The 13,216-nt window shown below is 71.8% G+C and carries 12 protein-coding genes; 7 read left to right on the forward strand and 5 right to left on the reverse strand.

Annotated elements, in window-relative coordinates:
- Nucleotides 1-1,164: alkaline phosphatase family protein (locus GRC12_RS14610; RefSeq protein ID WP_208779674.1), on the forward strand; the 1,164-nt coding region annotated here is incomplete at its 5' end.
- 43 nt (nucleotides 1,165-1,207) lie between these two features.
- Nucleotides 1,208-1,855: a thymidine kinase gene (locus tag GRC12_RS14615; protein WP_208779675.1), complete on the forward strand. Its 648-nt coding sequence runs from the start codon at nucleotides 1,208-1,210 to the stop codon at nucleotides 1,853-1,855.
- A 17-nt stretch (nucleotides 1,856-1,872) separates the two neighbouring features.
- On the opposite strand, the gene GRC12_RS14620 is transcribed toward GRC12_RS14615, so the two are convergent.
- Nucleotides 1,873-2,646 (reverse strand): VOC family protein, encoded by a 774-nt coding sequence (locus GRC12_RS14620; protein ID WP_208779676.1) that lies wholly within the window; start codon nucleotides 2,644-2,646, stop codon nucleotides 1,873-1,875.
- Nucleotides 2,647-2,945: 299 nt separating this feature from the next.
- On the opposite strand from GRC12_RS14620, the gene GRC12_RS14625 reads away from it, so the two are divergent.
- The gene (locus tag GRC12_RS14625) at nucleotides 2,946-3,797 is read left to right on the forward strand and encodes a sulfurtransferase (protein WP_208779677.1); all 852 of its coding nucleotides are present in this window, start codon (nucleotides 2,946-2,948) and stop codon (nucleotides 3,795-3,797) included.
- 251 nt (nucleotides 3,798-4,048) lie between these two features.
- On the opposite strand, the gene sepH is transcribed toward GRC12_RS14625, so the two are convergent.
- The 3 genes from sepH to GRC12_RS14640 form a co-directional block, all read right to left on the reverse strand.
- Nucleotides 4,049-5,089 carry a septation protein SepH gene (gene sepH, locus GRC12_RS14630; RefSeq protein WP_208779678.1) on the reverse strand — a complete coding sequence of 347 codons (1,041 nt, stop codon included), beginning with the start codon at nucleotides 5,087-5,089 and terminating at the stop codon, nucleotides 4,049-4,051.
- Between the two features lie 413 nt (nucleotides 5,090-5,502).
- A complete protein-coding gene (locus GRC12_RS14635) occupies nucleotides 5,503-6,822 on the reverse strand; it encodes a D-arabinono-1,4-lactone oxidase (RefSeq protein WP_208779679.1) in 1,320 nt (439 codons plus the stop codon).
- On the reverse strand, nucleotides 6,782-8,020 hold the full coding sequence (locus tag GRC12_RS14640) for an MFS transporter (RefSeq protein ID WP_208779680.1): 1,239 nt from the start codon (nucleotides 8,018-8,020) through the stop codon (nucleotides 6,782-6,784). The genes GRC12_RS14635 and GRC12_RS14640 overlap by 41 nt, the downstream gene beginning before the upstream one ends.
- Before the next feature lie 224 nt (nucleotides 8,021-8,244).
- Here GRC12_RS14640 and GRC12_RS14645 point away from each other — a divergent pair, with 224 nt between their 5' ends.
- Both GRC12_RS14645 and GRC12_RS14650 read left to right on the forward strand, forming a co-directional pair.
- Nucleotides 8,245-9,372, forward strand: a complete 1,128-nt coding sequence (locus GRC12_RS14645; RefSeq protein ID WP_208779681.1) for a ferrochelatase — start codon at nucleotides 8,245-8,247, stop codon at nucleotides 9,370-9,372.
- A gap of 8 nt (nucleotides 9,373-9,380) precedes the next feature.
- Entirely contained in the window at nucleotides 9,381-10,196 is an 816-nt protein-coding gene (locus GRC12_RS14650; RefSeq protein ID WP_208779682.1) for an inositol monophosphatase family protein, read from the forward strand.
- A gap of 112 nt (nucleotides 10,197-10,308) precedes the next feature.
- Here the strand turns inward: GRC12_RS14650 and GRC12_RS14655 are convergent, their stop codons facing one another.
- Complete coding sequence (locus GRC12_RS14655; RefSeq protein ID WP_165954967.1) at nucleotides 10,309-10,473, reverse strand: hypothetical protein; 165 nt, start codon at nucleotides 10,471-10,473, stop codon at nucleotides 10,309-10,311.
- A 452-nt stretch (nucleotides 10,474-10,925) separates the two neighbouring features.
- Between GRC12_RS14655 and GRC12_RS14660 the strand changes: the two genes are divergently transcribed.
- Nucleotides 10,926-11,579, forward strand: a complete 654-nt coding sequence (locus GRC12_RS14660; protein WP_003993508.1) for a response regulator transcription factor — start codon at nucleotides 10,926-10,928, stop codon at nucleotides 11,577-11,579.
- A 6-nt stretch (nucleotides 11,580-11,585) separates the two neighbouring features.
- A complete protein-coding gene (locus tag GRC12_RS14665; protein WP_208779683.1) occupies nucleotides 11,586-12,824 on the forward strand; it encodes a sensor histidine kinase in 1,239 nt (412 codons plus the stop codon).
- Nucleotides 12,825-13,216: the final 392 nt, after the last annotated feature.

The following is a 13,216-nucleotide window of genomic DNA, read 5'->3' on the forward strand; positions in this document are numbered from 1 at the left end:
CCCGAGCCCCTCTCCGTCGACTCCGCGCCCCTGCCCGAGTACGGCAGCGGCTCCCTCGCCGACCTCCTGCCGACCCTGGCCGCCGGCATGGGCGTACCCGGCACGACGGCGTCGATCGCCGAGCTGACGCCCGCCGACCGGAACTGCGTGTTCCTGATCGACGGCCTCGGCTGGGAGCAGCTGAAGGCGCACCCGGACGAGGCGCCCTTCCTGACCTCGCTGCTCGGCAGCTCGCGCGGCGGCACCGGACGCCCCCTGACCACCGGCTACCCGGCGACCACCGCCACCTCCCTCGCCTCCGTCGGCACCGGTCTGCCGCCCGGCGCGCACGGCCTGCCCGGCTACACCGTGCGTGATCCGGCCACCGGCGAGCTGATGAACCAGCTGCGCTGGCAGCCCTGGACCGCACCGCAGGTCTGGCAGCCGTACCCCACCGTCTTCCAGCTGGCCCACCAGGCGGGCGTGCACGCGGCCCAGGTGTCCTCGCCGACCTTCGAGAGCACCCCGCTGACCAAGGTCGCGCTCAGCGGCGGAACGTTCCTCGGCAGGCTGTCCGGAGAGGACCGCATGGACGTCGCGGCCGAGCAACTGGCCGCCGACGACCGCTCGTTGGTGTACACGTACTACGCCGAGCTGGACGGTGCGGGCCACCGCTACGGCGTCGACTCCGACACCTGGCGCGGCCAGCTCATGCACGTCGACCGGCTCGTCCAGCGCCTCGCCGAGCAACTCCCCCCGCGCAGCGCGCTGTACGTCACCGCCGACCACGGCATGGTCGACGTGCCCTTCGACGAGCAGCATCGCATCGACTTCGACGAGGACTGGGAGCTGCGCGCCGGAGTGGCCCTGCTGGGCGGCGAGGGCCGCGCCCGGCACGTCTACGCCGTCCCCGGCGCCCAGAACGACGTCCTGACCTGCTGGCGCGAGGTGCTCGGCGAGCAGTTCTGGGTGGCCTCGCGCGACGAGGCCATCGCGGCGGGCTGGTTCGGACCGCGGATCGACGAACGGGTGTACGCCCGCCTCGGTGACGTCGTCGCGGCCGCGCGGGACGACGTCCTGATCATCGCGTCCGAGCGGGAGCCGAAGGAGTCGGCGATGGTCGGCAACCACGGTTCGATGACCCCTGCCGAACAGCTGGTCCCTCTGCTCGAAGTACGCTCCTGAAGCCCGTACGCCGTCCCGTTCGCCGAAAGGTGCTCAACCACCCATGCCCGAGCTGGTGTTCTTCTCCGGAACGATGGACTGCGGGAAGTCGACCCTGGCTCTCCAGATCGAGCACAACCGCTCGGCGCGCGGCCTGGCCGGAATGATCTTCACTCGGGACGACCGCGCCGGCGAGGGCAAACTCTCCTCGCGGCTGGGCCTGGTGACGGACGCGGTGGAGGTCGAGAACGGACAGGACCTCTACGCCTACCTGGTCAACCATCTCTCCCAGGGCGGCCGCGCGGACTACGTCATCGCGGACGAGGCGCAGTTCCTGGCGCCCGAGCAGATCGACCAACTCGCGCGCGTGGTCGACGACCTGGGCCTCGACGTCTACGCCTTCGGCATCACGACGGACTTCCGCTCGAAGCTCTTCCCGGGCTCCCAGCGCCTCGTCGAACTCGCCGACCGCGTCGAGGTCCTCCAGGTCGAGGCGCTGTGCTGGTGCGGGGCCCGCGCCACACACAACGCCCGCACGATAGGCGGTGAGATGGTCGTCGAGGGCGCCCAGGTGGTCGTCGGCGATGTCGACCAGTCCGACACCGTCGGCTACGAGGTCCTGTGCCGCCGGCACCACCGCCGCCGGATGACGGCGGCCACGGCCCGCGCGGCGGCCCTCTCCCCGGACGTGCTGCCGGTGTCGTCGGTCTGAGCCGCCGCCGGCCGCGCTCAGCGCGGGCTCTGGACCAGGGAGAAGCGGGCGCCCTCCGGGTCCGACACCGTGGCCGCGCGGCCGTGGGGCGTGTCGTGCGGGCCCTTCAGGACGTGGCCGCCGAGGTCGGTCAGGCGGTCGGCCGCCTCGTCCGTGTCGGCCACCTCGAAGTACGTCAGCCAGTGCGGGCCCCGGTCACGGGGGAGGGCGTGGCCGACGCCGTGGATGCCGGCCACCGGGCGGCCGTCGACGCGCAGGGTGACGTAGTCGGAGTCGGCGGAGACGACCGGCTCCTCCTCGAAGGCGAAGACGGTCTCGTAGAACTTGGCGACGCTCGCCGACTCGAAGGTGAGCAGTTCGTTCCAGGCGGGGGTGCCGGGGACGCCCGTGAGGGCCGTGCCGAGGTGCCGGGCGGCCTGCCAGACGCCGAAGACGGCGCCCGAGGGATCGGAGCCGATCGCGAGACGTCCGGCCTCGTCGGCGTCCAGCGGCCCGACCCCGATCGTGCCGCCGCACAGCCGTACCGTCTCGGCGGTCAGGTCCACGTCGTCCGAGGCGAGGTACGGCGTCCAGGCGATGGGCAGATGGCGGTCGGGCGGCAGTTGGCCGATGCCCGCCACCTCGTGGCCGTCGAGCAGGGCGCGGGAGTACGGGCCCAGTTGCCGGGGGCCGGGCTCGAACTCCCAGCCGAACAAGGAACCGTAGAAGTCCTGGGTGGCCGTCAAACCGTGCACCATCAGGCTCACCCAGCAGGGCGTACCGGGTGTGTGCCGAGCGTGCGTCTCGGTCATCGTCACTCTCTCCTCGACCCCTCGCGGTGGCCGTGTCGCTTCCGCTGTCCGGATCCCCGTGCCGATGCTCGCACCAGCCGTGCCACCGCGGGCTCCGGGCGCGCCGCGACGCGCACGGCCGCGTGCCCGCAGAATGCCCGGTGTGCGGAGTCCCGTCCGTTCCCGGGCGATGGCCGACGGGTGTCGATCGGTTGTACGGCAAGTGCCCGAGTCCGTACGCCTCGTGATCGGGCCTGTCCGGCGGAGCAGAGTAGCCGGACATGGACGACGCGGCCACCCCGTGCGCGAGGATGGGGGCCATGAACGCCATCATCTCCGCATCCGAACTCGCGAGCGACCTGACCGGCCAGAACCCGCCGGTCCTGCTCGACGTCCGCTGGCAGCTGACCGTGGCCAAGGCGGCCGGCGAGCCGCCCTTCGACGGCCGTGCCGCGTACGCGGCCGGGCACATCCCCGGTGCGGTCTACGTCGACCTGGACACGGAACTCGCCTCCGCGCCCGGCGAGCGCGGCCGGCACCCGCTGCCCGACCTCGAGGTCTTCGGTGCCGCGATGCGGCGGGCGGGCGTCTCGGCCGGGACGCCGGTGGTCGTGTACGACGGCGGACAGGGCTGGGCGGCGGCGCGTGCGTGGTGGCTGCTGCGGTGGACGGGGCACCCGGACGTGCGGGTCCTCGACGGCGGGTTGCCGGCCTGGGAGGGGGCGCTGGAGACGTCCGCACCTACGCCGGTCGAGGGTGACTTCGAGCCGGTGCCGGGCGACGCCGGGTTCCTGGACGCCGACGGGGCGGCCGCGTTGGCACGGTCCGGCGTCCTGTTCGACGCGCGGGCGGGGGAGCGGTACCGGGGGGACGTGGAGCCGATCGACCGGGTCGGCGGGCACATCCCGGGCGCGGTGTCGGCCCCGACGAACGAGAACGTCGGCCCCGACGGACGGTTCCTGCCGGCCGAGCAACTGGCCGAGCGCTTCAAGGCGCTGGGGGCGGGCGACGGCGCGGCCGTCGGCGTGTACTGCGGCTCGGGCGTCTCGGGGGCGCACGAGGTGCTCGCCCTGGCGGTCGCCGGGATTCCGGCGGCACTGTACGTCGGGTCCTGGTCGGAGTGGTCGTCGGACCCCTCGCGTCCGGTCGCGGTGGGTCCGGATCCGCAGTAGCGGACACGGCGGGAGGGCCGCGCCGTCAGGGTGCGGTCCTTCGGCTCCTGCGATTGGCTGCCCCGTTGGGCGGTTGGTGGTGCCGATGGGCCGTGTCTCAGGGGGACCGCTTCCGCTCCTGCGGTCGGCTGCTCCGCAGGGCGGTCGGTCGTGCCGATGGGCGCGGTCGCGGTGGGGCCGATTCCGCTGTGGCGGGGGCACGGCGGGAGGGCCGCGCCCAGACGGCGCGGCCCTCATGCTCGTACGACCGACTACTCCTGCTTCTTGCGCCGCGTCCCGAACACGATCTCGTCCCAGCTCGGGACGGCCGCCCGGCGGCCCGGGCGGACGCCGTCGGCCTCCGCCTGGCGGTCGGTGGCGCCGATGAGACGATCGCGGTGACTGCCCACGGAACGCGGCATCAGGACGTCCGCGTAGGCGGAACCGGCCGAGGCCGCCGGAGCCGGGGGCTCCTCCGCCTCGGGCTCGGCGACGGGTTCCTCCGGCGGCGGGGGCGTCTCGGACGGGCGCTCCGGGACCACCAGGTCGCCGCGGAAGCTCGGTACCGCCTCCAACAGGCTGGTCAGCGAGTCCCGTTCACCGGCCGTGCTCTCCTCCGCCGGTTCGGACGCCTGCGCGGGCAGGCTCGGGCGGTCGAGGGCGCGGTCCATCTGGCGGTCGCGCGGCAGCCGGGCGATACGCGGGACGAAGGGGAAACTGGGCTCCGGCGCGGCGAGGTCCTCGGACTCGCCGATCAGCGAGCGCGCCTCCTCGTCGACGGCCTGGACGAGCCGCCGGGGCGGGTCGTACGTCCAGCTCGCCGAGTGCGGTTCGCCCGCGACCCGGTAGACCAGCAGGACCTCCCAGGTGCCGTCGTCGCGGCGCCACGAGTCCCACTGCACCGTGTCCTTCTCGGCGCCGCGCAGCAGCAGACGCTCCTGGACGGCCTCGCCGAGCTGGGGCCCCGCGGCGTTCTCGCCGGGGCGGCGGACGGGGGTCTTGCGGGCCCGCTCGGCCATGAACGCGCGCTCGGCGAGGACGGGGCCCTCGAAGCGGCGTACCCGGTCGACGGGGATGCCCGCGAGCTGCGCGACTTCCTCCGCGGTGGCACCGGCGCGTATACGCGCCTGGATGTCGCGGGGACGGAGATGGCTTTCGACCTCGATCTCGATCTGACCGAGGCGGGGACGGTCGCCGCGGACTGCCGCACGCAGCCGTTCGTCGATCGGAAGCGTGTACTCCGTAGAGTCGGCAGCCTTCAGCACCAGCCGTGTGCCGTCATTGGAGACGGCCACGACACGCAGTTCGGGCATGGGGACCTCCCGGGTGGTGCCTGCCGACGTCACGTGCGTCGCTGCTTCCGCTAGTCGAGTGTGGCCTGCCCGGGTGCAGCCTGCCACAACCTTGCCGAGTTGCCCGGCGTGTCGGGCACGGGCCCGGGAACGCCGTTATGGCACGGTTACCTATTCGCAACGCTAAGTGACCAACTCCGTCACCCTGTGCAACGAGCCCCCTCCTGGCGGTCCAGCAAGGCCCCGGACGCCCTGGCGGGAGACCGGACCCAGGGCTCGCAACAGTACTCCATTTGGACCACGTGCGTGGATTGGCACGCCACCCAATATCTGGCAAGGCGCGTGCCCCGGCCGCCTGTTGAGCGGTTCGGGGATCTTGGAAGTGGCGTACCTCACGCAACCGTCAGAAACGGAACCAATGACCGCGCACCGGTCTACGCCCCCAACACCCGCCGCAGGTAGTCGTTCTGGAACCGGCGGTCCGGGTCGAGCCGGTCCCTCAAAGCGGTGAACTCGCCGAACCGCGGGTAGACGCCGGCGAAGTACTCGGCGTCCCGGGTGTGCACCTTGCCCCAGTGCGGGCGGCCCTCGTGGGCGGTGAAGATGCGCTCCGCGGCGGTGAAGTAGGCGTGGTACGGCGTGCCCTTGAACATGTGGACGGCGACATAGGCGCTGTCGCGGCCCGACGCGGTGGACAGCGTGATGTCGTCGGCGGGGGCCGTGCGCACCTCGACCGGGAAGCTGACCCGGAGGCCGGAGCGGTCGACCATCGCCTTCAGTTCGCGCAGTGTCTCGGCCAGGGCCGCGCGCGGGACGGCGTACTCCATCTCGACGAAGCGCACGCGGCGCGGCGACGTGTAGACCTTGTACGGGATGTCCGTGTAGGTGCGTGCGGACAGGGCCTTGCTGGAGATCCGGGCGATCGTCGGGATCGACGCCGGGGCCGCGCGGCCGACCCACTGGGCCACCTGGAACACGCCGTTGGAGAGGAACTCGTCCTCGAACCACCCGGACACCGGCGGCACCGGTTTCTCCGGGCCCGCGCTGCGGTTGTTGCGCTTGGTGTTGGTGTTGCCGGTGTGCGGGAACCAGTAGAACTCGAAGTGCTCGTTCTCGGCCCAGAGCTGGTCGAACTCGGCGAGCACCTTGTCGAACGGCATCGGCTCCTCGCGGGCCGTGAGCAGGAAGACCGGCTCCACGGCGAAGGTGATCGCGGTGACGATGCCGAGCGCGCCCAGGCCGATCCGGGCGGCCGCGAAGACCTCCGGGTTCTCCTTCTCGGAGCAGGTGAGGACCGTGCCGTCCGCGGTGACCAGCTCGAGTCCCTTGATCTGGGCGGCGATCGAGGCCGACTCACGGCCCGTGCCGTGGGTGCCGGTGCTGGTGGCACCGGAGACCGTCTGCTCCATGATGTCGCCCATGTTGGTCAGCGACAGACCCTCGCGCGCGAGAGCCATGTTGAGCCTCTTGAGCGGGGTGCCGGCCTCCACCGTGACGGTCATGGCATCACGGTCGATGTCGCGGATGCCGGTCAACAGTTGAGGGCGGATCAACACACCGTCGGTGGCCGCGATGGACGTGAAGGAGTGCCCGGTGCCGACCGCCTTGACGGTCAGCCCGTCCTCGGCCGCCCGGCGCACGGCCGCGGCCAGTTCCTCCACGGAGGCCGGCGTGACCTCCCGCGCGGGACGGGCGGAGACGTTGCCGCCCCAGTTACGCCACGTGCCGTTCTTCCCGCTCGCTGTGCTGCTCAACGGTGCCTCCCCGACGCGGAGCCGGCCTGCTGAGCCGGCGGTACCCCAGGAAACCGACCGCGACCGCGACGGCCCCGGACACCGCCGGGACCCCGTACCCGGCCCGCGCCCCGGCCGCGTCGATGACCCAGCCGGCCACGGAGGAGCCGAGCGCGACGCCGACCGCGAGCCCGGTACTGATCCAGGTCATGCCCTCGGTCAACTGCGCGCGTGGTACGTGCTCTTCGATGAGGGACATCGTCGTGATCATCGTGGGTGCGATGGACAGGCCCGCGACGAAGAGCGCCACGGCCAGAAACGGCAAGTTTCCGACCAGTAGGAGGGGGATCATACTCACGGCCATCGCGCATATGCCCAGCAGCCAGCGGCGCTGCGGCGCCCCCGCGAAACGCAGCAGCCCGAACACGATTCCGGCCACGCAGGAACCGGCCGCGTACAGCGCCAGGACCACGCTCGCCGCCCCCTTGTGCCCGCGCGCGTCGGCGAAGGCCACGGTGACCACGTCCACCGCCCCGAAGATCGCCCCGGTCGCCACGAAGGTGGCCACCAGGACCTGCAGTCCCCGCGCGCGCAGCGCCGAGCCGCCGCCCTGGTGCTCGCGCGGGTGCGGGGCGGGCTCGGTGGCCCGCTGGGCGGTCAGCCAGAAGACGCCGACGGCCAGGAAACAGGCCGCGAGCAGCGGTCCCGCCTCCGGGAACCAGGCGGTCGACAGCCCGATGGAGACGATCGGCCCGAAGATGAAGCACACCTCGTCCACGACCGACTCGAACGAGTACGCGGTGTGCAGGTGCGGCGTCCCCCGGTACAGGGCGGCCCACCGCGCGCGGATCATCGCGCCGAGACTCGGTACGGACCCGACGCCGGCCGCGCACAGGAACAGCACCCAGTCCGGCCAGCCGAAGTGCGCGGCGAGCAGCAGCCCGGTCGCCGAGGCGAGCGCGACGAGCGTGGCGGGCCGCAGCACGCGCCGCTGCCCGTGCTGGTCCACCAGCCGGGAGATCTGCGGCCCGATCGCCGCCGCGGCCAGCGCGATGGTGGCCGACAGGGCGCCCGCGAGGCCGTACCGCCCGCTGATCTGGGAGATCATCGTGACCACGCCGATGCCCATCATCGACAGCGGCATCCGGCCGACGAACCCCGCGGCGGAGAAGCCCTTGGAGCCGGGGGCGGCGAACAGGGCGCGGTAGGGGCTGGGCACGGCGGGCTCCGGATCAGGAGAGGGACGGCGGCGCGGTAAGGCGCGAATGCGGCTGATACAGCTTACGAGTCCGGTCAACCCTGTGCACCCGGCTCGACCCCATGCACCCGGCTCGACCCATGCACCCGGCCGGAGTGCTCGCGCAACCGGGACGGACCGTGCGGGAACCCGGCCGGACACCCCGCCGTTTCCCGGCTGTCAGTACCGGATGACAGGATCGGCCCATGCCAGACGCGCTCGACGCCACCCCCTACGACGCCCTGCTCCTGCTCTCCTTCGGAGGACCCGAGGGCCCCGACGACGTGATCCCCTTCCTGGAGAACGTCACGCGCGGGCGCGGGATCCCCAGGGAACGCCTCAAGGAAGTGGGCGAGCACTACTTCCTGTTCGGCGGGGTCAGCCCCATCAACGACCAGAACCGCGCCCTGCTCGACGCCCTGCGCAAGGACTTCGCGGACCACGGCCTGGACCTGCCGGTCTACTGGGGCAACCGCAACTGGGCCCCCTACCTGACGGACACCCTGCGCGAGATGGTCGCCGACGGCCGCCGCCGGATCCTGGTGCTGGCCACCAGCGCCTACGCCTCGTACTCCGGCTGCCGCCAGTACCGCGAGAACCTCGCCGACTCCCTCGCCGCCCTTCAGGCCGAGGGCCTCGACCTGCCGAAGGTCGACAAGATCCGGCACTACTTCAACCACGAGGGCTTCGTCGAGCCCATGGTCGAGGGCGTGCTGAAGTCCCTCGCCGACCTGCCCGAGGACGTCCGGGACGGCGCCCACATCGCCTTCTCGACCCACTCCATCCCGGTCGCCTCCGCCGACACCTCAGGCCCGGTCGAGGCCCACGGCGACGGCGGCGCGTACGTCGCCCAGCACCTGGACGTGGCGAAGCTGATCGCCGAGGCGGTCCGCGAGCGCACCGGCGTCGACCACCCCTGGCAGCTCGTCTACCAGTCACGCTCCGGCGCCCCGCACATCCCGTGGCTGGAGCCGGACATCTGCGACCACCTCGCGGAGCGGCACGCGGCCGGCGTACCGGCGGTGGTGATCGCTCCTGTCGGCTTCGTCTCCGACCACATGGAGGTCCTCTACGACCTCGACACGGAGGCCAAGGCCAAGGCGGAGGAGCTGGGCCTGCCCGTGCGCCGCTCGGCCACCGTGGGCGCCGACCCGCGCTTCGCCGCCGCGATCCGCGACCTCGTCCTGGAGCGCGCGGCCGTCGAACGCGGCCAGGAGGTCACCCCTTGCGCCCTCGGCGCGCTCGGCGCGAGCCACGACCTCTGCCCGGTCGGCTGCTGCCCCGCCCGCGCCCCGCACCCGGCCGCCGCGGGCGCCGACAGCCCCTACGCGTGAGGAGACCCGTGACCGACGCCCTGCACGGGGAACTGCTGGAACTGGCCCAGGAGGCCGCCCGCCGAGCCGGTGAGCTGCTGCGGGACGGCCGCCCGGCCGATCTTGCGGTGGCCGCGACCAAGTCGAGCCCCATCGACGTCGTGACCGAGATGGACATCGCGGCGGAGAAGCTGATCACGGACGTGATCTCCGCCCGCCGCCCCGACGACGGCTTCCTCGGCGAGGAGGGGGCCTCCGTCGAGGGCACCAGCGGCATCCGCTGGGTGGTCGACCCGCTCGACGGCACGGTCAACTACCTGTACGGGCTGCCGACCTGGTCGGTCTCCATCGCCGCCGAACAGGACGGCGAGGCGGTCGTCGGAGTCGTCGCGGTACCGATGCGCGGTGAGACGTTCCACGCGGTCCGCGGCGGCGGGGCCTGGGCGACGGGCGCCTGGGAGGGCGAGCGCGAGCTGGCCGTCCGCCCCTCGCCGCCGCTCGACCAGGCCCTGGTCTCGACCGGTTTCAACTACGTCCTGGAGGTCCGCGCGCACCAGGCCGAGGTGGCCCACCGGCTGATCCCGCTGCTGCGGGACATCCGGCGCGGCGGCTCGGCCGCGGTGGACCTGTGCGACCTGGCGGCCGGCCGCCTGGACGGCTTCTACGAGCGCGGACTCAACGCCTGGGACCTCGCGGCCGGGGACCTCGTCGCCCGGGAGGCGGGCGCCCTGACCGGTGGACGCCCCGGAGAGCGCCCGGGACGCGATCTGGCGGTGGCCGGCAGTCCCGGGGTCTTCGAGCCCCTCCAGCGGCTGCTGGAGGACTTCGGCGCCTGGCACGACTGACGGGTCCGGCCGCCACGGCCGCACGCACCCCTGCACGCAGCGGGCCCCCGGCGCTGGATTCGCCGGGGGCCCGCTGTCGCTCGGGAGTGGATCGCTCCTGAGCGTTCAGACGCTATGCGCCAACTTCCACACCGTGCTCGGCGGCAAGGCGGCGCAGGTCGTCGAGTTCGCCCTGCTCGACCTCGACGAGGAAGTCGTCGCCCTCGTCGCGAGCCCGCGTCAGGTCGGACTCGGTCGCCTTTATGCGCTGCAGAAGTCCTGCGGTGAATGCGTCCATGCTGCGCCCCCTCGTCCTGGGTCGTGGGTCGGTGGCACGGGGGTGTGCCGTTCGGAAGGGGCGATCACGTCTCCGGCAGATGCCCAGCGGCACTGCCCTGCTGGGCGGCGACGGTGCCGGGCACCCACACGCCCACTCTGCGGAAAGCGGATTGCGCCGTGCCGCATGGTGTTGCGGCACTAGCAGAGCGTGATCGCGGGGTATGAACCGTCCTCCCCCCGCTTCCTTCCACAGAAACCTCAACCGCCGGAGAAAATCTCGCATTCCCGGGTCTCACACCTGTTCTTCATGTCGAGACCACCTTGCCCTTGATGTTCCGTCCCCCGCCTTACCGCCGACTTACGGCCGAAAAGGGCAGGATGGAGGCACACACTCTTGAAGAACCCTGCCCACACCCCTGCCCGCCTGCCCGTCCGGCACTACGCGGGTGGACCTCAGGAAGGACAAGCGACGTGCGCGTACTCGTCGTCGAGGACGAGCAACTGCTCGCCGATGCGGTGGCCACCGGACTGCGCCGGGAGGCCATGGCCGTCGACGTCGTGTACGACGGTGCGGCCGCCCTGGAGCGCATCGGCGTCAACGACTACGACGTGGTGGTCCTCGACCGCGACCTCCCGCTCGTCCACGGCGACGACGTCTGCCGCAAGATCGTCGAGCTCGGCATGCCCACGCGCGTGCTGATGCTCACGGCCTCCGGTGACGTCAGCGACCGCGTGGAGGGCCTGGAGATCGGCGCCGACGACTATCTCCCCAAGCCCTTCGCGTTCAGCGAGCTCATCGCCCGCGTGCGGGCCCTCGGCCGCCGCACCAGCGTGCCGCTGCCGCCGGTCCTGGAGCGCGCCGGCATCAAGCTCGACCCCAACCGCCGCGAGGTCTTCCGGGACGGCAAGGAGGTCCAGCTCGCCCCCAAGGAGTTCGCGGTCCTGGAGGTCCTGATGCGCTCCGAGGGCGCCGTCGTCTCGGCGGAGCAGCTCCTGGAGAAGGCCTGGGACGAGAACACCGACCCGTTCACCAACGTCGTGCGCGTCACCGTGATGACGCTGCGCCGAAAGCTCGGTGAGCCGCCCGTCATCGTCACCGTCCCCGGCTCCGGCTACCGGATCTGATCCCCGATGGCCGCAACACCCGCTCTCCCCACGGCACCCCCCAAGCCCACCTGGGACCCCAGGAAGCCCGAACCGCCGTTCCCCTGGCTGCGCCCCACCATCCGCATACGCCTGACCCTGCTGTACGGCGGCATGTTCCTGATCGCCGGGATCCTGCTGCTGTCGATCATCTATCTGCTGGCGGCCCAGGCCCTGCACGAGGGCAGCGGCCAGTCGTTCTCGGTGTCCGGCGCCAACCTCGACATCACCAGCTCCACCTGTCCCGCCGTGAACTCGGCGCCGACGAGCGAGATCAACGCGATCCTCAAGCAGTGCGACGCCGTTCAGCGCCAGCACGCCCTCGACGACCTCCTCAGCCGCTCCCTGCTGGCGCTGCTCGGCCTCGCCGTGATCGCCTTCGCCTTCGGCTACGCGATGGCGGGCCGGGTCCTGGCGCCGCTGGGCCGCATCACCCGCACCGCGCGGGCGGTGGCGGGCTCGGACCTCTCCCGCCGCATCGAGCTGGACGGCCCGGACGACGAGCTCAAGGAGCTCGCCGACACCTTCGACGACATGCTGGAGCGTCTGCAGCGGGCCTTCACCGCCCAGCAGCGCTTCGTCGGCAACGCCTCGCACGAGCTGCGCACCCCGCTCGCGATCAACCGCACGCTCCTGGAGGTCCACCTCTCCGACCCGAACGCCCCGGTGGAGCTCCAGCAGCTCGGCAAGACGCTGCTCGCCACCAACGAGCGCAGCGAGCAGCTGGTGGAGGGTCTGCTGCTGCTGGCCCGCAGCGACAACCAGATCGTCGAGCGCAAGCCCGTGGACCTCGCGGAGGTCGCCGAGCAGGCCGTCGACCAGGTGCACTCGGAGGCGGAGGCCAAGGGCGTGGTGATCCGCGGGGAGCAGAAGACCGCGGTCGTCCAGGGCAACGGCGTCCTGCTGGAGCGCATCGCGCTGAACCTCGTACAGAACGCCGTGCGGTACAACGTGCCCGAGGGCGGCTGGGTCGAGGTCACCACCGAGGTCCAGCACGGGCAGGCGGTCCTGGTCGTCTCCAACACCGGGCCGGTCGTGCCGGCGTACGAGATCGACAACCTCTTCGAGCCCTTCCGGCGGCTGCGCACGGAGCGCACCGGCAGCGACAAGGGCGTCGGCCTGGGACTGTCCATCGTGCGGTCCGTGGCGCGGGCGCACGGCGGACACATCTCGGCGCAGCCACGTGAAGGGGGTGGGCTGGTGATGCGGGTCGCTCTCCCCGTCTGAGATCATGGCGCCGACACACGGGGCTTGTTCGCTTTGCGCGGAATTTTCCGGCCGCGCAGCCGGGCCCCCCCTGTGTGATCGATCACATGGGCGATTTCTCGACCATCCACTCTCCGTGATCAAGAGGGCCGTCGGAAAGCCGGGAAAATCCTGGTTTTCGGGTGTCTTGATCACGGGAAGTACAGGTTGAGACGCCTTTGAAGAGCGGTAGGCGGACCGTGTACGGTCCCGTTCGCCATCCAAGCCGATCACTCTTGAGGAGTCCGGTTGGGTGTCGATTGAGTAACAGACCTTGATGTGAGGCAAAATCTCCGCCTCGAGGCGGGCACAAGTCCGGCCTCTCACGCGTTACGTGCGCTGGAGACACCCGCAGACACCCAGAGGGGGAGAGC

Source organism: Streptomyces griseorubiginosus, assembly GCF_017614965.1.
Lineage (GTDB): Bacteria > Actinomycetota > Actinomycetes > Streptomycetales > Streptomycetaceae > Streptomyces > Streptomyces griseorubiginosus_B.